Origin of the sequence: Actinomadura parmotrematis (genome assembly GCF_019458805.1) — a bacterium.
In the GTDB taxonomy this organism is placed as follows: Bacteria; Actinomycetota; Actinomycetes; order Streptosporangiales; family Streptosporangiaceae; genus Spirillospora; species Spirillospora parmotrematis.
In genome coordinates, this window is the sequence record NZ_JAIBOA010000016.1 from 187,979 (window position 1) to 205,647 (window position 17,669).

At 72.2% G+C, this 17,669-nt stretch carries 17 protein-coding genes and 1 pseudogene; 13 read left to right on the forward strand and 5 right to left on the reverse strand.

Going from position 1 to position 17,669, the window contains the following annotated elements:
* Positions 1-364 precede the first annotated feature (364 nt).
* The 3 genes from K1Y72_RS24380 to K1Y72_RS24390 all read right to left on the reverse strand — a co-directional run bounded on the left by K1Y72_RS24380 (position 365) and on the right by K1Y72_RS24390 (position 1,460).
* Entirely contained in the window at positions 365-643 is a 279-nt protein-coding gene (locus K1Y72_RS24380; RefSeq protein WP_220168768.1) for a hypothetical protein, read from the reverse strand.
* A 54-nt stretch (positions 644-697) separates the two neighbouring features.
* The gene (locus K1Y72_RS24385; RefSeq protein ID WP_220168770.1) at positions 698-964 is read right to left on the reverse strand and encodes a hypothetical protein; all 267 of its coding nucleotides are present in this window, start codon (positions 962-964) and stop codon (positions 698-700) included.
* 262 nt (positions 965-1,226) lie between these two features.
* Entirely contained in the window at positions 1,227-1,460 is a 234-nt protein-coding gene (locus tag K1Y72_RS24390) for a hypothetical protein (protein ID WP_220168772.1), read from the reverse strand.
* A gap of 602 nt (positions 1,461-2,062) precedes the next feature.
* On the opposite strand from K1Y72_RS24390, the gene K1Y72_RS24395 reads away from it, so the two are divergent.
* The 6 genes from K1Y72_RS24395 to K1Y72_RS24420 all read left to right on the forward strand — a co-directional run bounded on the left by K1Y72_RS24395 (position 2,063) and on the right by K1Y72_RS24420 (position 9,857).
* Entirely contained in the window at positions 2,063-2,389 is a 327-nt protein-coding gene (locus tag K1Y72_RS24395) for a hypothetical protein (RefSeq protein ID WP_220168774.1), read from the forward strand.
* A 1,131-nt stretch (positions 2,390-3,520) separates the two neighbouring features.
* The gene (locus K1Y72_RS24400) at positions 3,521-4,528 is read left to right on the forward strand and encodes a S1 family peptidase (RefSeq protein ID WP_220168775.1); all 1,008 of its coding nucleotides are present in this window, start codon (positions 3,521-3,523) and stop codon (positions 4,526-4,528) included.
* 87 nt (positions 4,529-4,615) lie between these two features.
* Complete coding sequence (locus K1Y72_RS24405) at positions 4,616-5,050, forward strand: hypothetical protein (protein WP_220168776.1); 435 nt, start codon at positions 4,616-4,618, stop codon at positions 5,048-5,050.
* Between the two features lie 159 nt (positions 5,051-5,209).
* A complete protein-coding gene (locus K1Y72_RS24410) occupies positions 5,210-7,687 on the forward strand; it encodes a hypothetical protein (protein WP_220168777.1) in 2,478 nt (825 codons plus the stop codon).
* The gene (locus tag K1Y72_RS24415) at positions 7,684-8,679 is read left to right on the forward strand and encodes a phosphotransferase family protein (RefSeq protein WP_220168778.1); all 996 of its coding nucleotides are present in this window, start codon (positions 7,684-7,686) and stop codon (positions 8,677-8,679) included. Before K1Y72_RS24410 ends, K1Y72_RS24415 begins: the two co-directional genes overlap by 4 nt.
* A gap of 290 nt (positions 8,680-8,969) precedes the next feature.
* The gene (locus K1Y72_RS24420) at positions 8,970-9,857 is read left to right on the forward strand and encodes a helix-turn-helix domain-containing protein (protein WP_220168779.1); all 888 of its coding nucleotides are present in this window, start codon (positions 8,970-8,972) and stop codon (positions 9,855-9,857) included.
* A gap of 6 nt (positions 9,858-9,863) precedes the next feature.
* Here K1Y72_RS24420 and K1Y72_RS24425 read toward each other — a convergent pair whose 3' ends face one another.
* Entirely contained in the window at positions 9,864-10,055 is a 192-nt protein-coding gene (locus tag K1Y72_RS24425) for a hypothetical protein (protein WP_220168780.1), read from the reverse strand.
* Between the two features lie 368 nt (positions 10,056-10,423).
* On the opposite strand from K1Y72_RS24425, the gene K1Y72_RS24430 reads away from it, so the two are divergent.
* From K1Y72_RS24430 to K1Y72_RS24445, 4 genes are read left to right on the forward strand one after another with little or no spacing between them, the layout of a single operon-like run.
* A complete protein-coding gene (locus K1Y72_RS24430; protein ID WP_220168781.1) occupies positions 10,424-10,648 on the forward strand; it encodes a hypothetical protein in 225 nt (74 codons plus the stop codon).
* Positions 10,649-11,221 carry a DUF6879 family protein gene (locus K1Y72_RS24435; RefSeq protein ID WP_220168782.1) on the forward strand — a complete coding sequence of 191 codons (573 nt, stop codon included), beginning with the start codon at positions 10,649-10,651 and terminating at the stop codon, positions 11,219-11,221.
* Between the two features lies 1 nt (position 11,222).
* Complete coding sequence (locus K1Y72_RS24440; protein ID WP_220168783.1) at positions 11,223-13,364, forward strand: ATP-binding protein; 2,142 nt, start codon at positions 11,223-11,225, stop codon at positions 13,362-13,364.
* Positions 13,361-13,936 carry a GNAT family N-acetyltransferase gene (locus K1Y72_RS24445; RefSeq protein WP_220168784.1) on the forward strand — a complete coding sequence of 192 codons (576 nt, stop codon included), beginning with the start codon at positions 13,361-13,363 and terminating at the stop codon, positions 13,934-13,936. The genes K1Y72_RS24440 and K1Y72_RS24445 overlap by 4 nt, the downstream gene beginning before the upstream one ends.
* Here the strand turns inward: K1Y72_RS24445 and K1Y72_RS24450 are convergent.
* Positions 13,927-14,721: a restriction endonuclease gene (locus tag K1Y72_RS24450; protein ID WP_220168785.1), complete on the reverse strand. Its 795-nt coding sequence runs from the start codon at positions 14,719-14,721 to the stop codon at positions 13,927-13,929. The two genes, K1Y72_RS24445 and K1Y72_RS24450, sit on opposite strands and share 10 nt — an antisense overlap.
* Before the next feature lie 336 nt (positions 14,722-15,057).
* Between K1Y72_RS24450 and K1Y72_RS24455 the strand changes: the two genes are divergently transcribed.
* The 3 genes and pseudogenes from K1Y72_RS24455 to K1Y72_RS24465 all read left to right on the forward strand — a co-directional run.
* On the forward strand, positions 15,058-15,477 hold the full coding sequence (locus tag K1Y72_RS24455; protein ID WP_220168786.1) for a hypothetical protein: 420 nt from the start codon (positions 15,058-15,060) through the stop codon (positions 15,475-15,477).
* A 221-nt stretch (positions 15,478-15,698) separates the two neighbouring features.
* Positions 15,699-16,427 carry a hypothetical protein gene (locus K1Y72_RS24460; protein WP_220168787.1) on the forward strand — a complete coding sequence of 243 codons (729 nt, stop codon included), beginning with the start codon at positions 15,699-15,701 and terminating at the stop codon, positions 16,425-16,427.
* A 484-nt stretch (positions 16,428-16,911) separates the two neighbouring features.
* Positions 16,912-17,669 (forward strand): annotated as a pseudogene (locus tag K1Y72_RS24465) (DISARM system helicase DrmA); the annotation flags it as partial.

Below are 17,669 nucleotides of genomic sequence, written 5' to 3' on the forward strand. Positions count from 1 at the left end.
GGCCCGTCCCTCTGCGCCACCCCACACTCTGATTGACCACCAACCTCCGGGCGCGAGCGTGGAGCCGCGCGGCTGTTTTGCGCGACCCCGTCCGACAGCACGCGGAGGGAGCTCCTGAGCATCCAGCGGCGCAAGAGCTTCTACGACGGCGGCGCCAGCGGCCCGGCCGGCGTTGGGGCGGGGGATCTAGGGGCGGTAGCGGGATCCGGGGCTCTAAGGCTCCGGCGGGCGGGCATCTCGTTGTGCTGGTCGATCGGTTCGCTGCGCTTGGTTGTACGAACGTAAAGCGGCCATGCCCTCAGCCGGTCTCGGCCTCATCACGTTGAGGGGGATCCATGTTCGCGTGAGACCTGGTCCCACCCGATCAGGTGTCGGCCTCCTTGACCCTTCCTCGGCCGGCGTCAGGGTTGGGGGCAGCCCAGGCGATGGCGGGCTCGGTGTTCTTGGGGAGCACGACGATGAACTCACCGGCGGGCTGGAGGACTCGCGCGAGACCGGCCTCGTCCCGGCCGGTCAGCAGGGGCAGCAGTGCGTCTCGGCCCTCGGTGATGTGATCGAGGCGGGTGTAGCGGGTGGCCAGGTCTTCCGCCGGGCCTTTGAGCCAGAGGCCGATGTCGGCGCCGGTGCGCAGTGCCTGGAGCAACCGGGTGCGCAAGGCGCTCGGGGCGGCTTCCGCTACTCGGTCGTGCAAGCGTTCCTAGTCGCAGGGAACGGTCGGCGCGGCCAGCGCCGCGGTCCGGCACTGCGGGCAGGCATGCTCCGACTCCGGCTCGAAGCGGCACAGGACGGCCACGAACTCCTCTTCGGCGAGCCCGCACAGCGTGACGCTCTGGGGGGGGAAGCCGCAGAAGAAGGTGTCCTCGCCGGCTGTCCTCGCGTGCTGGATCTCGGGAGCGTCCCGCTGCTCGCCGCATCCGAACGTCGCCGGTCGCCGAGCAGAGGCGAACGACCAGCCCTCGACCATGAACGCCCGACCCCTCTCCTCCGCTGATCATCACACTGATCCACCATTGTCGGCGACCTGATGGGGCCGCAGTCGGTTGGAACGCGCGGCGAGGCGGCGGGGCCGGGCTCGGCGAAGGTGGGGCCGGAACGCGTTCGCCCGATCACCGCGTTCCCTCACCGCATCGGCGGCTACAGCGCGGCCGGGGCGGGAGGCTCGGGTTCTCCGCCCGAGCTTCGCTGAACAAGGGACGCGTCGGGTGCGCCGCAGGCCGGCCGGCTTGTCAGCCCGGTAGGTCGCTGACGGTGGGCATCTCGTCCGGTTCGACGTGCGCATGCTTGAGATCGTCCAGGCTGGGCGTCTCGTCTCCGGCGTCGTCCACGACTCCGGTATAGACATCGTCGTAGTCGTCGTGCGAGCCGTCGTCGCCCCATGCCGTAGTGGCCGCCAGCCCGCCCAGCGCCACCGTTGCGGCCGCGACCGCCGCGAGAACCGCTCGTCTGCCTCTGCGTGCCATCGGTATCCCCGTTCACCAGTGCGCCGTGTTCGTGCAGTACGTCCCGTCCGTTGCGTCCGGGCTTTTTCTACCTTGACGCGCTTCTCCGCGCAGAATCGCTGTCCGCTTATGGACTAGTGCCTCCTCCCAGGCACTTCGAGACGGTCGGACGGCCGACCGTCCCGCATATGCGCCTTCTTGCCGCTCGGGGGTTGTCTGACCCTTGCTCCAAGTGGTTGAAGGGCGGCGTTCACCGGCGCGGACCGCGTGCGAGGCCAACAGCCCTTCTGTGGGCGGCGGGCATCATCCGCCTTCAGCGGAGGCTCTCCGCATCTATGGGGGAGATGCTGCCCCATGGGATCATCGGGCCGTCTTTCCGATTTTTCCTGATGTCGTGCTGTCGTGCGATCGGGGCGGCCGGGGCGGCGGCGAAGGCTCGGCGGCAGCGCACTTCGAGAACGGGCGTGATGATGCGATCGATGTGGGCGGGTTTTGCCTCCGCTGTGCTGCTGCTCGGAGTCGCCGGATGCGGAGACGGAAAGGACGCCAAGGCGGCCGGCGCGCCCATTGCGGCCACCGCGCCCAGTGCGCGGAGCACTGCCGTCAAGGATCCCAGGATCCTGGTGACCGACAACAACGATGACGGCCTCGCCCCCGCGATCCTGTACGTCGGGCGGCTGCGGTACGACGCCGGCACCCGGTGCCTGTACTACCAGCCGGACATGTCCGGTCCCGAGAAGGCCCCGGTGTGGCCGAAGGGGACCGAACCGGTCGTGCGGGACGGCAAGCACGGCGTCCGCGTTCCCTCTCTTGGAGAACTGCTGGAAGGGACCTGGTTCAACACCGGTGCGGGCAGGGGCTTGGCGTCCGCGCCGTCGAAGGAGGCACGGACCTGCATCCCCAAGGGCGGGACGATCGCCTTCAGCGACGACTTCCACTACGGCCGCTGACCATATTCGAGCAGGCCCGCAGGGGCACCGGCGAGCGAACGAGAAGCGGGGCGGCCAGGGCTGCGGCCTGCCCGCTCCGCTCGCCGGAAGCCGGGAGCACGACTTCTGCCATGACCGCTGGACGTCCACCTTCGCCGTGAGAAGCCGGCGGCAGGGAACAACCCGGCGCCGGCTCCGTCCATTGGCCACGGCTGGAACGCATGCGGTTCCCGACAGTCGCGGATCGAGTGGGCGGGACGCCCGATCAGGCGCAGACCGGCCACGGCGCATCTCCATGAGGGGGACGTGCAGAGGGACGCCCGCCCCATGGCTTCGTTCGTCGGGCATCGGGGCACCCGCCGCCGAAGAAGGCGTGCCCGGACCGCCGGTCCTCTCCGCTCCCGCCAGCGGTCGAGCGGGTTGGTCCGCCCCCGCATGGCACGCACCCGGCGACGTGTTCGCGTCGAGCTGCCTGCCTGCCTGCGGGCAGGGCGGGAGAACCGACGGCGCAAGAGCGTCTGCGGCTGTCGGCTTCGGCCTCACCACCGAGCGATCCGACGAGCCAAGGCGCCCCCGTCCCGGAGAACCGCTTGCGGACGGCTCGGACGGCTGGCCGTCCGCGACGCGCGCTCCGTCCCGAATGCTCGCCGCGCGCCGCGCCACGTCCCCGCTCGCGTGTAGTGACACATCCTGTCAGGAAAAACTGACCGTTAATGGACGTAATCGGTGCCCGGCGGAGATGCGTCCCTGGGCAGCCGCCAACCTGATGAACAGCGAAAACTCGCCATAGCCGCGCGGCCGGGAACCCCTGATCACGAGATCCGGCGGCGAACGCAGCATTGATCTTTACTCTCCGCCCTTCCTATGGTGCGGCTGCCGGGGGCTTCCTGAGGGTCGGCGGAGGAACATGCGCGGCAAGGCGATGGTGACGGTGCTCGTCGTGGTGCTCGCGACGCTGGTCCCCGGCGCGGGTGAGGCCGGGGCGGCGCCGGCTCGTCCGGCGGCGACCCGCGTGCTCGTGCAGCCGGGCGAGGCCCGGCCGGTGCGCGTGTCCCGGACGAACTGGTCGATCTCACGAGGGTCGCGGCCGAGGACGGCATCAGTGTCGAGGAGGCGATCCGGCGGTGGGGCTGGCAGTCGTCCTTCCAGGCCGTGACCGCCGAGCTCCAGAACGCCTATCCGCAGGAGTACTCGGGGGCGGCGATCGTCGGCGAGGGGGCGCGCGCCTGGATCGGGTTCAAGGGGCCGATCCGGGCCAGGGCCGTCGAGCTGGCGCGCACCTTGCCCGTCCCGGTCGAGCTCATCGGCGGTAAGGGCTTCTCCGAGAAGGAACTGAACGACGCCGCCATCGACACCTTCGACCGGGTCGCCGACCGCCCGGACGTCGCCACCGCTGAGAGCGGCTACGACATCACGTCGGGGACGGTCGAGGTGTCGGCGGTGCCGCGGGACCGGCTGAGCAGTGCCGGCAAGCGGCGGTTGCCGGCGAGCCTGCGACCGGCGCGCACGCTCGCCGCGGGCGCCGTCGGCGTCCGGGTCGAGCTGGTGGACGAGATCGGGGCCACGCCGGAGACCAGCATGAACGGCGGCGGGTTCCTCAACGGCACGATCCTCTGCACGGCGGGGTTCACCGTCCGGAAGGGCAAGGTCCGCGGGATCGCGACCGCGCATCACTGCTCGGTGAAGAACTCCTCGTTCGACTTCTTCAACCACAACCACAAGGGCCACTTCACCACTGTGTGGCTGCGGGGCCGCCACGGTGGGCGGTACGGCGACATGTCGTGGTACACCTCCGGCTCCTACAAGGCGGTGCCGTACTTCTACTATGCGCCCAACAAGCGCCGGCAGGTGAAGCGGTACCTGTTCCCGAGCGTGGGGCAGAAGATCTGCAACTACGGGCGGACGACCAGCGCGAAGTGCGACACCGTCTACAAGAACGGTCGGTGCGTCAAGTACGCCGGGCTGCCCAAGTACTGCAACCTGACGGCGACCACCCATGACAGGACCAGGCCCGGCGACAGCGGCGGCCCCTGGTACTGGGGCAACGACGCCTACGGCCTGCACTCCGGTTCGATGACCATCAGCAAGCACAACCGCAGCCTGTTCACACCCGTGGGGGAGATGTACTCGGCCATGGGAGTATCGGTCTACCTCTCCTGAACGCCGCCGCCTCCCCGCCGCACGGACCGGACGGGCGGGGCGGCCGAGCGACCCCCTGAAAAGCACCGCACTTCGAGGACGGGCGTGATGAAGCGATCGATGACGGTGTGCCTCGCGTCCGCCGCGCTGGTGCCGCCGCTGTTCGGGGCCGCCGGATGCGGGAACGGCGCGGACGTGGAGGTGACCGGAAAGGATCCGCGCGTTCTGGTGGCCCGCCACAGCGGTGCCGCGCCCGCCGTCATGTACGCCGGGCGGCTGCGCTACGACGCCGGCACCCGCTGCCTGTACTTCCAGCCCGGCCGGTCCGGTCCCGAGCAGGCCCCGGTGTGGCCCGAGGGGACCCGGCCGGTCCTGCGGGACGGCAAGCGCGGCGTCCGCCTGCCCTCCTCCGGCGAGCTGCTGGAAGGCCGCACGTTCACCACCGGCGCGGGCGGCGGCGGCACGTCCAAGCTCGCGAAGGGCGCGAGCGCCTGCGTTCCGAAAGGCGGGGCGATCGTCTTCAGCGACGATGTCCGCACCTGACGCCGGCCCGGCCCGGCGCGGGGGAGCGGCGCGGCTGTCGGAGTTGACAGCAGGGAACTGCCCGGCGTTGGCTTCCGTCCAACGGCCATCGGCTCCGATCATGCCGGGCACGTCGACAAGGCGGGGCGTCCTCCGGCCCCGTCCGGGAGGATCGCGTCCATGCCCCTTGAACCCCGGTTCCGGCGGGTCGCCGCGCTGAACCGCCGTTTCGTGGACCGCGTCCCCGTCCTTGAGGCGTTCGGCGCCGAGATAGCGCGGGTCGGGAGCGGGCCGCGCGTGTTCAACGTCGTCGGGGTCGGCGGGATCGGCAAGTCCCGGCTCATCAAGGAGCTGCGCGAGCGCTCCGCCAAGACGCACCGCATCGCCGTCCTCGACCTCCAGATCCCGGCGATGCGCCAGCAGGAGGACGCCCTCGCGGTGCTGCGCGTCGAGCTCGGCCGCCAGGGCGTGCGCTTCGACCGCTTCGACATCGCGTACGCGGTGCTGTGGCAGCGCCTCCACCCGCATCTTCGGCTGACGAGCAGCCAGCTTCCGTTCATCCGGGAGAGCGAGGCGCTGAGCCAGATCCTCGACACCGCCGCCGGCGTCCCGGTGTTCGGGACGAGCATCGTGCTCGTCCGGCTCCTGGAGAAGGCGACCAGCAGCGCCCTCCAGCGCCGCCGCATCAAGGTGGACGACACCCTCCGCCAGCTCGACGAGCTGACCAACGTCGAGCTCGCCGACGCCGTCACCTACCTGTTCGCCGAGGACCTGCGCAATGCCAGCGCCGACAAGCCGTACGTGCTGTTCGTCGACGCCTACGAGGCGCTGCTCGCCGCGTCGTCGGCCCGGCCCGGGCAGCCCTCGTCGCGGGACGTGTGGTTGCGCGACCTGATCGCGCAGCTCGACCTCGGGCTGACCGTCGTCGCCAGCCGCGAGCCGGTCGGCTGGCAGGCCCACGACCCGGCCTGGTCGGAGGTGATCCGCGAGGTGCGGGTGGACGGCCTGCCGATGGAGGCCCGCCTGGAGCTGCTGACCGAGGGCGGCATCGCCGACGACTCCGCCCGCCACTCCATCGCCACCGCCAGCCAGGGCCTTCCCTTCTACCTGCACCTGGCCGTCGACACCGGCACGGACGCGCGGCAGGCCGCGGTGGTGTCGTCCGAGCAGATCTTGCAGCGCTTCCTGCAACATGTGGGCGCGGACGAGATCCGCACGCTGGAGCTGCTCAGCGTCGCGCGGGTCTTCGACTTCGAGATCTTCCAGGCCGTCGCCGACGCCTTCGACCTGCCCCGGCACCGCATGGCCTGGGAGTCGCTGACCGCCTACTCCTTCGTCTACCCGGCGGGCGCGCACGGCCGCCGCCTGCACCAGCTCATGCGCAGCGCGCTGCTGGACCGCCTGTCGCCCGACGCCTGCGCCTACGTGCACGCCGTCCTGCGCCGCGTCTGGGACGAGCGCGCGAAGGAGGACCAGGGCACCGAGAACGGCGTCGCGACGCTCGCCCGCGCCGTCCGCGAGGCCGCCTACAGCGCCCTGCACGACCCCGTCTTCACGGGCGAGGATTTGCTCGGCTATGCCGACAAGGCCCTCACCTGCGGCGGCAAGCAGGCCGTGGACGGCGTCCTTCAGGACCTGCACGAGTACCTGCGCGACGCGCCCGAGGAGAACCCCGACCTCGCGCAGACGGCGCGCTGCCTGGAGAGCGAGGCGGCGATCCTGCTCGGCGACGCCGACGCCGCCACCTGGCTCACGCCCGTCATCGACTGGCCGCTGAGCAACGTGGTCGGCGCCCGCCTCGCCATCGCCGGCGCCCACGGCCGCCGCATCGCGGGCGACACCGGGAAGGCGTTGGCGATCTTCCGCAAGGTGTGGCAGGAGCACACGGGACCCGTCCGGCCGCGCGCCGGCTACTGCATGACCGACCTGGACATGTGCCAGGGCCGTTTCCGGGACACCTTCGCCGTGGCGGACGAGATCGCCCGCATCGCCGATCCGGACGACCATCTTCTCCGGGGCGACCTCGCCCGCCTCCGCCACCTCGCCTACCGCTTCACCCTGCACCTCGGGGAATCGCAGGCCGCCCTGGACGAGGCCGCCGCGCTCTACGAGCAGGCCGGAACGATCGTCGAGCCCGCCAACATCATCACCAACCGCGCCGAGCTGCTCGCCTGGACCGACCCGCAGCGGGCCGTCGACATCGCCGGCGAAGCCGTCGAGACGCATCGCGAACTCGGCGCGCTGCACGAACTCGGCAAGGCGTACACGGCCATGGCCATCGCGCACACCCACCTGGGGGGCTTCGACGAGGCCGCCGTTGCCTTCCGGTCCGCCGCCGACGCCCTGGACCGCGCCCGCTACCGCTCCGGCCGCGCCCGCGCCGAGCTGTTCCGCGCCCTGCTGTACATCCGGACGGGGTATACAGACCACGCACTGGCCTCGGCACGCTGGGCCGTGAACGAGCTGATCGAAGCGGAGGTCTACCCCACCTTGATCATGATGGCGGAACAGGTCCTCGACGCGATCGGCGTCCAGGACGCCTACATCGCCTCGGCCGCACGCGACGCCCGCACGCGGATCGACGCGCTCGACTCCCTCGACGCGCTGCGCCGACGCTCGGCCCTCCTGGTGGCCGGGATGCTGGAGGGCACCGCATGACCTGGCTCGACCTCTACGAACAGGTCCGCACCCGCACCGACGCGGCGTCCGGCTACTACAACCACAACATCCGCGCGGAGACCGACACGGGATCGGTCATCGTGCGCATCCCCATTCCCGGCGCCGACGTGATGGACCTCCAGATCTGGCGGGAGGAGGACGTCCTGACCGCGATCGCGCCCTACGTCGATCACGCCCCGCGGCTGCTGCACGTCAACGCCGATCCGCGGTTCCAGATCCACAGCTTCCTGCCCGGCGACGTCCTCAACGACATCGCGCCGCGCGGCGTCCCCGTCCCGTCCTACGTCCTCGACGACATCGTGGCGCTGTTCGCACAGCTCGTTCACGTACCACGGGAGAAGCTGCCGCCCACTCCGCCGGACTGGCCCGACGACGGCGACAGCGCCGGATTCGGGCGGCGGATCGCCGCCCTCACGCAGTGGGTGTACGACACCTTCGCCGAGTCGTACGCGGATCTGTTCGCCACGTTCGGCGTCCCCACCGAACCGCTCGCGGCGATAGAACCGAGCTGGGCGGCGCTGACCCGCCGTCCGTCGGTGTGCGTGCACGCCGACGTCCACCGCAAGAACATGATCGTGAACAACGGGACGGCGGCCTTCCTGGACTGGGAGCTGGCCCTGTGGGGCGATCCGGTCTACGACCTGGCCGTTCACATCCACAAGATGGGCTACCTGCCCGAGGAGCAGGAGGCCGTCACCGCCGGATGGCTCGCCGCCCTGCCCGCCGAATACACCACCGGGTGGGAACACGACCTGCCCGCCTACCTGGCGCACGAGCGCATCAACTCCGCGATCATCGACAGCGTCCGCTACTCGCAGATCTTCGCGAACGACGGCCCCTATCCGTACCCGCCGGAGCAACTGGTGGAGACGATGGCGGCCAAGCTGAACGCCGCGCGCGTTCCGTGGGGGATCGCGGAGGAGGCGACGCCGGACGAGGTGCGGGCGGCGTTCGCCGAGCGGGCCCGCTGAGCTGCGGCCGGACCGGGTCTCGTGTTTCCGGGATCCGGTCCACCGGGACGCGGCGCGCCGCGTCCCGGGAACGCGAGCGCTCCCTTAAAGAAAACAGGGAAAGAACCGGCCTACCGGCCGGGAGGTGATCAATCGGGCTCTGGCTTCGCGGATACCCTCACAACCTGTAAGGTCCCGCTCACAGCCGAAAATACTTCGGCCCCCAACGGTGCTCACAACACCGCTGAGGGCCTGACCACACCAAGACTTCGGAGTAGTCTCAGGTGGGTACCCGCCATGTTAGCGCGGGCGTGCAGGCGCCGCCGGAAGAGCGCCGCACCGCCGGCGTCCGCCGCGTCAAAGCACGCCACGACGCGCACTTCACGATCATCCCCAACGGCCTGGCGCAGCAGAACGGCCTGTCGCTGCGCGCCCGCGGCCTCGCCCTGTTCCTGCTGTCGATGCCCGACGGCACCGACGCCAGCATCAAGGGCCTGGCCGCGACCATGCGCGAGGGCCAGACCGCCATCGCCGCCGCCCTGCGCGAGCTGGAGGCCGCCGGATACCTCATCCGCGCCCTCGTCCGCGACGCACACGGCCAGGTGAGCACCCGCACCGTGCTGTGGGACGTGCCCGCCGCCGACGCGGCCGCCGCCTGCGAGACCGACCGGCCCGCCCCTGACGGCCCGCGCCCCGCGTCCCACACGGCGGCGTCCTGGTCCGGCCCTTCCCGGAGGACCGCCGCCGACCCGGTCCCGGCCCCCGCGCCCGCCCCGGCGGTTCCGCAGGAGGCGCCCGTCCCCGCACCCGCCGTCCCGGACGGGGCGGCGCCGCCGGTGGGGCTCGCCGAGCTCGCGCCCGCCGCGCGCCTCCTGGTGGAGGCCGCCGCCGTGGACACCCGCCTCGCCCTCGGCGCGGGCGAGATCCCCGGCCTGGCCGAACTCGTCGACCAAGCCCTCACCGCAGGCGTCCCCGCCTCCCACATCCGCGAACGCCTCACCACCGGACTGCCACCGAACGTCCGCCACCCGGCCGCCCTCCTGCGCCACCGCCTGACCGAGCACCTCCCCATCTGGCAGGCCGCCGCCGCGCTGCGCGCCGCGCCCGAACCACCCGCACCGCGTCTCGCCGAATGCACCACCTGCCGCGATCCGCTCCGCCGCCCCACCCCGGACGGCCTGTGCGGCGCGTGCCGGTGACCATGCTCAGGCGGCGTCCCGGCGGCGCAGCCGGTACCGGCGGCCCCGGACCCGGCTCGCGAGCCCGACCATCTCCGCGACCCCCTCGTCGCCGGACGCCCACCGCTCCAGCCCGGCGCGGTCGATCAGCGCGATGCGGGCAGGGGACGGGCCGAATCGTTCATTGACGAAGGTCGCCTGCGAATGTGAACGATCCAAATCGGCCTCATGTTGATTTAATTGCCATGTTCGCTGCCGTACCATTTATCTGCCGACGTGGTGCGTAGCGGGTTCGGCGCCTTGCAGAGGGACGTGACCAGGTGGCATGGTGCGGCGGATGCATGGCCACATGTGGCCCTTGCGACTCGTTATGGCTGACCAGCGACTCCGTCGTGGGCTGGTCCCAATATGTGATTGAAGCGCCCTGAATGAGTTGTGATGGGCGACCTTTAATCGCGAGTCGGCCGACAGGATGATTGGCGTGATGTAACGTTGGCTACAGGCCAATGTGGATCTTAGGTCGGTCCCATTGTCGCTCCTGTTGTCAGTGCGCGGGAATGGGCTCGGAGGCGACGAGGAGGCGCGCGGTGAAACTGAAGATGATCTACAAGGATCAGGGCTCCGGTGGCAACGGCTGCCCGAGTGTGTATCTCGCCGAGAGCGGCGAACTGGTCGTACAGGGCGATTCCCTGGACGCCGCGACGTTCGGCGAGCTGGCCAACGTCCTGCCCGGCGAGGGCGCGGTGCGCATCGCTCCCGAGGTGCTGCTCGGTGCCGTCGAGCGCTTGAAGGCCATGGGCGAGGTGCGCTAGGTGGGGCGCACCTTCGACTCGCTCGACGACGAGGAGTTCAACCGTCTCTTCGCGGACTTCCGGTACACCGCCTACCGGCTGGAGGCGCTGCAGGTCTACGACGTCTCCTACGAGAAGGACGAGTTCGTCCGCTTCCTGGGCGGCGAGGACCGCGGCGTGTTCCCGGGCATCGCCGGCTGGATCGAGCAGACCGTCCGGCCCGCCGCGCAGGCGGGTAAGCGGATGCACCGCGTCCACGTCGTCGAGGAACCCCTCTCGGACTACGTGCGCTTCGAGTGCGCCTGGTCGTACGAGCACACCGTCCCCGCCGGCGAGGACGTGCGGATCATCGCGGTCCCGCAGGGGGTCTGGCCCGAAGGGCTGCCCCGCTTCGATTACTGGCTCTTCGATTCCTGCCGGCTGGTCACCATGCACTACGAGGACGACGGCGCGTTCTCGTACGCCGAGCTCGTCGACGACCCCGAACGGATCGTGGAGGCCAACCGCTTGCGCGACCTGGCCGTCGCCCGATCCGTTCCGTACCGGGAATTCGCCTCCCGGTACGACGCCGGCTTCCGCCCGACCACCGGCTGAGGTGGCGGACGAGCAGCGGCCGGAAGAGGGGAACGCGTTCACCGGCGAGGCGCGGCAGGTCGTCCAGGCCGGATCCGTTCACGGCGGGATCCACATCAGCGGGTCCCGCCGCCCGCTTCCGTCCCCGCGCCAGCTTCCACGCGGTACGACCGGTTTCGTCGACCGTCAGAACAGCCTGCGAGTCCTGGACGGCATGCTCGGCGATCTCGCCGAATCCAAGCCCGACGCCGCCACGGCCGCCATCGTCGCAGGAGCACCCGGCGTCGGCAAGACCGCCCTGACCCTGCAGTGGGCGCATCACGTACGGCGGCGCTTCCCCGACGGCGACCTGTACGTGGACATGCACGGCTACGGGCCAGGACGATCATTGACTCCGGCGCAGGCGCTCGACGGCTTCTTGCGGGCGCTGGACGTACCTGGAGAGGCGATCCCCGACGACCTCGACGAGCGGGCCGGGCTGTACCGGTCGCTGCTCGAAGGCAGGCGCCTGCTGCTGATCATCGACAACGCGTCCGCCCCGGCCGACGTCCGGCCGCTGCTCCCCGCCTCGCGCGGGTGCTTCGCCATGATCACCAGCCGCAGTACGCTCTCCGGACTGATGATCAGGGAAGGGGCGGTGCGGGTGACCTTGGACGTCCTACCGCCCGACGAGTCCGTCGAGCTGCTCGCCCGCGCCATCGGCGCGGACCGGGTCGGGGCGGAGCGGGAGGCCGCCCACCGCGTCGCCGTGCTCTGCGGTCACCTGCCCCTCGCACTGCGGGTCGTCGCCGAGCACGCCGCGTCCCGGCCCGGCCTGTCCATGGCCGCGCTCGCCGCCGAACTCGCCGGCGAGCGCCACCGCCTCGACGCCCTCGCCGAGAGCCAGGACGAGCTCAGCGACGTGCGCGCCGCCTTCTCCTGGTCCTACCGGGCGCTGCCCGACGACCTGCGCCGCGCCTTCCGCCTCCTCGGCCTGCACACCGGCCCCGACATCGGCGTTCCCGCCGCCGCCGCTCTCCTGGACGCCGACCCGTCCACCGCCGCCCGGCGGCTGCGCGGCCTGACCGGCGCCCACCTGGCGCAGGAGGACGAGGACGGGCGCTTCCGCCTGCACGACCTCCTGCGCGCCTACGCCCGCGAGCTCGCGCAGGCCGAGGACGACCAGAGCGCCCGCACCCGCGCCGTGCGGCGCCTGCTCGGCTGGTACCTGCTGACGGTGGACGCCGGCCGCCGAGCCCTCCTGCCCTACTCCCACGCCGTCCCGATGGTGCCGGGCGACGGTCTCGCCCTTCCCGGCTTCGCCGACGGCGCGGAGGCCATGCGGTGGTTCGAGCGCGAGCGGCTCAACCTGCTGGCGGCGCTGCGGCAGGCGGTCGAGCTCGGCCAGTACGACATCGGCTGGAAACTTCCCGTCGCCGCTGACGGGTTCTTCGAGCTCGCCTCCTACTGGGTGGACTGGGAGGAGATCCACCGGCTGGGCCTGGACGCCGCCCGCGCCCTCGGCGACCCGCTCGGTGAGGCCGCCAACCTGCTCTGCCTCGGCGACGCCGCCTGGCGGGCCGGCGACGCCGACCGGGCGGCCGCCGACTACGCCCGCACCGTCGAACTGGCCCGGCAGCTCACCTATCCCTGGTTGGAAGGGTTCGGCCTGCGAGGCCTCGGGCTGCTCCGCGAGGAAGGCGGCGACCCCGGCGGCGCCGCCGGGCTGTTCCGCGAAGCGCTGGCCGTCTTCCGGCAGGCCGGCCTGCGGCGCGGCGAGGGCATGGCGCGGCTCAGCCTCGGCCGCTGCGCCGCCGCGAACGGCGACCAGGCCGAAGCCGTCCGGGCCTGCACCGCCGCCGTGGAGATCTTCGCCGAGCTGGACGACGCCTGGAGCGAGGCGTGGGGGACGCTGCCGCTCGCCGCCGCCCTCACCGCCCAGGGCCGCGCACCCGATGCCGTCCACCGGCTGCGCCGCGCCGCCGACCTCTTCCGGCGCTTCGGCGACCGCCGGAGCGAGGCCATGGCGCTCGCCGCCCTCGGTGACACCCTCGACGCGACCGGCGACCCGGCGGGCGCCGCCACCGCCTGGCGAGGCGCGGCCGACCTCTACGAGCTCCTCGGTGACGAGCAGGCCGAAGCGCTCCGCGCCCGCGCCGCCGCGAGCACCGGCGGGAACCCGTGACCGGCGGCGTCCGCCTGCGCGCCGGCGGCCGGGACCTGGCCGACGAGGCGTTCGACGCCGTCTGCGCCCTCCACGACGAGGTGTTCGCCGAACCCCCCTTCGCCTGGGGACCCGACACCGCGGCGGGCAACGTCGCCGACCTCGAACGGCTCCGCGGCGACCCCACCTTCCGCCTCCTGCTCGCCGAGGACGCCGGCCGCCCCGTCGGGTACGCCTACGGACACCGCCTGCCGGTGGACCACGGCTGGTGGGGCGACTTCCCCGAACCGCTGCCGCCCGACCTCACCGCCGAATGGGAGGGACGCACCTTCGCCCTCGTCAGCCTCGCCCTCCGCGCCCCCTGGCGCGGTCGCGGCACCGGCGCCCGCATCGTCCGCGGTCTGCTCGCCGGACGCGACGAGGAACGCGCCGTCCTGTCGGTCCAGCCCGCCGCCACCGCCACCCAGGCGTTCTACCGGCACCTCGGCTGGCGCCCGGTCGGCCGCAAGGGCCCCCTCGCCGGCGTCACACCGCCGTACTGGGACATCTACCTGCTGTCCCCGCTCCCCGGGAGGGACGCCGCTCACGGGTAGAGGTCGCCGGGCGCGGACGTCCGCCCGTCCTCCTCCCTTCGGGGCGACGGCGAGCGCCGTAGGCGGTACCGGCGGCCCCGGACCCGGCTCGCGAGCCCGGCCATCTCCACGAACCCTTCGTCGCCGGACGCCCACCGCTCCAGCCCGGCGCGGTCGATCAGCGCGATGCGGAACTCCTCGGCCCGCGCGCGGGCGTCGCGGCTGAAACCGCCGTTGGTCACCACCACCGCCACGTCCGCGCCGTGCACGGGATAGGCGGTCCCGTGCACCGCGTAGATCACGCCGACGCCGACGTTGCGTTCCTTGACGGTGTGCTTGCACTGCACGACGACCTTCAGGCCCGACCCCGGATGCGTCCCGATCACGTCGGCGCAGCCGTCGCCGCTGCCGCCGACGCGCCGCGCCACGAGGCCGTCGCGGACCATCAGGTCGCGGGTCAGGTCCTCGAAGGCGCCCGGCGACAGCGCGTCGATCTCGGGGAGGGCGCGGCACAGGGCCGCGCGCCGGCGCGCCGCCGCGCGCGCCGCCAGCATCCGCCCCCGCACGTACAGCCATCCGAGGCACGCCAGCACCGCCACCAGCAGCGGGATCGGCCACCACGCGCTCAGCAGGACGCGCAGCGCGACGCGCGCCAGCGTCACGGCGAGCCAGCCCGCACCCGCGGCCAGCAGGAACACCGCCGCCCAGCCCTCCCTGGACCGCGGCCGGCGCCGCCGCACCAGCCGCCACACCGCGGCGGCGGCCCGAGCGGCACCGGACCGCCGCCCGCCCACCCGGTAGCTCACCGCGCACCCCGCAGCGTCCGGCGGAGATCAGGTGCGGCGCCCGCGTGCGGGCCGCGCCCAAGGTGGATCCGCGCCATGCCGGTCTCCTCGGGGCGGGACGCCGCGGACCGCCCGCCGGCTCGGTACCCGCCCGGTTCACGCCAGTCGAACGCGCACCTCCGACAGTAACCGCCCCTCGGTCAATGATCGCCGCGAGAAGTGGTCAAAAGGTGAGGAAAGCCTGTCGCCGTTGTAGATGCTGGAATGGCGGGTCATGCTCGGGGCATAGACCGCCGGCATCCCGTCACCGGAAAGCGCGCGCGACCGCGCGTCCGCCGCGGCCCGCCGGGGGCGCCAATGTTCGAGCGGGCGTACCGGGACGGCCGGGTGGTGACCGAACGCCCGGACGACCCCCGGCTGATCAACCTCGCGACCATGCTGAGCAGCGACATCGGCGGCTGGGGCGTCCCGCTGCTGGAAGCGCTGGACCTGGTCGAGCGCGCGCGGGCCGGGCACGACTCGGGGGAGTGGACCGCCAACGCCACCTCCGCCCGGTACCGGCCCGACGGCGTCACCGTCACCGACCTGGGGCCGAAGCCCCAGCGCGTGCGGTACAGCCTGGACGAGGTCCACCAAGCCCTCCTGGAGTACTGGGAGTTCCTGTTCCCCGAGAGCGGCGGGCGCCGGAAGGCCGTGGAGGAGTGGGCGTACTGGTACGAGCGCGAGCACCCCGGCGCCGACCACCCACACCCTTGCTTGGACCACCTTCCATTATGACCGGAATATTTATTTGCGTCGACCGTAACGGGAAAACGGGGCGGTCTCTATTTCCGACACGACGGATAAAGATACTTAACTGTTAAGGTCATCTCGCGTTGATCTTGCGGGAAGGGGGCCGCCGGAATGGACGAACGCATCGACCGGGCGCGCCGCCGGCCAGCCGTACAGCGCGCGTCGGCCGCATCCGCCGCGCCCGCCCCGGCGCCGGAGCGCTCCCGGTGCAGGCGACGGCCGCGTCCGAGGATGGGACCGTCCCCGTCGTCGCCGCCGACCGCCAGGCGAGCGGCGTCGAGATGGACGCGCGGCTCCTGCGCCCAGACCCGGCCGACGTCGCGGGCCGCCTCCGCGCGGTCGTCAACACCGCCCTGGACCGGACAAGGCCTGCCGCCGCTCCCGCGCCCGACGTCCCGCCCGTCGATCTCGCCGCGCTCGGGCGATGGCTGGACGCCGTCCCGGGCGAGGGGATGGCTGAGACGCGCCACATCACCGGCACACTCGGCGAAGTCGTCGCGCAGATCAACCGGTGCGCCGTGATGAGCGGCGCCTACACCCCACCGGACCTGGACGGACTGCTCGCGCGGACCCGCACGGCACTGGCCGCCGCGCAGGACTCGAAACGACCCGAAGCGGGCGAGGGCGCCGGGCGGGCGCGTCTACGCGGAGGTGTCGGCCACCGGTGCGGTGCTGCGCCCGCACTGGAACTCACCTGCGACATCGAGGCGGCCCCGGACGAGGGCCTGCGTGAGCTCCGCGGCCATGTGACCTCGCTCCGAGCCCTGATGGGCAACGTCGAACCGAAAGAGAGCCGCCCCATCCCCCGGGAGACTCCTCATGGCACCCGAACTCAAGGCCGACCACCAGCAGATGCTGCGGGCCGGCCGGGACATCGGCACGGCCGCGCAGATCCTCCGCTCGCTCACCGGCGGCTGCTACCAGGCCGTCCTTGAGATGTTCCAGGAATGCCTGGAGGACAACATCGACGGGGTCGCCCAGCACGCCGAGGGCGTCCAGGCGACGGCCCACACCTACCGCGAGTCCGAGGACGTCTCCGACCGTGAGGTCGACAGGATCAAGGACGTCCTCTGGTGGGGCTGCAACTCCCCGGCGAGCTGCGTCCCCTGCTGTCGATGCTCGGCTGCACCGGGCCCGGGGCCGACGAGACCAAGCCGCTGTAGATGGGGCAGACCTGGACCGAACTCCAGGCACCGCACGCCAATCTGGAGGACGTCGGCGACGACACCGCCCGCCCCTTCTGACCGGCGCGAGCGCCGAAGGGGGCGCGGAACGGCACCGGTACCCGAGCGCATGCGCGGGGCCGGTCCGCGCCGCGGCCGCCGCGCCCCCGGCGATGAGCCAAGCGTGTAGAGAACTGTCAGAGGTCTGTGGTTGTGTATCCAGTACACGGAAACGGTGTCGATCGAGGAAGGCGCGATGAGCGACAGCAACGGCGGTGCGGCCCTTCCCGGCGGCACCCCGCCCACCGGTGAGGACCCCCACCCCCTGGACGGTCCGCAGCACTTCAGCGGCGCCGCCTCCCACGCCGTCCGCGACGAGCTGCAGACCCTCATCGAACGCGACCTGCTCGGCCCCTGGGACGGTCCGCACGAGAAGTTCCGCTCGCGCGCGATGGGCCCCCGCGAACGCTACCTGGTCGGCATGCTCGGCCCCCGCCCACCCGCGATCCCCACCGCCGACGCCGCGGGGGACGTGCCCGACGGCGAGGCGAGCGCCGCCGGCGGGGGAGAGGCCGACCTGCCCGACATCACCAGCCCGCAGGCCCTCGGCCGCATGTGGGCCTCCTCCATGGGCCTGTCGTTCTGCGTCGCCGCCGACGTGGACGCCGTCGCCGTCCGCGCCGCCTGGGGCCGCTACGAGCAGCGCGAGGAGGAGGACGACGACGGCAAGAAGACCCGCCCATGGACCCGCGAACCCGAGCAGTACGACCGCACCGTCGACCTCACCGCCGACGGCGCCCAGCGCATCCCCCTGCTCGCCGCCTCCGCCGACGGCCCCGGCGTGCACCTGCGGGTCGCCGTCCGCACCCGCGACGGCCGCCGCACCGTCGAGATCGCCCTGCTCAACCAGCAGACCGAACCCGACAGCAACAAGGACACCGCCTGGATCTTCCAGCCGCGGCTCACCGTCACCGCCCGCGACGGCGCCGCACCCGTGTTCCTGCCCGTCGACGA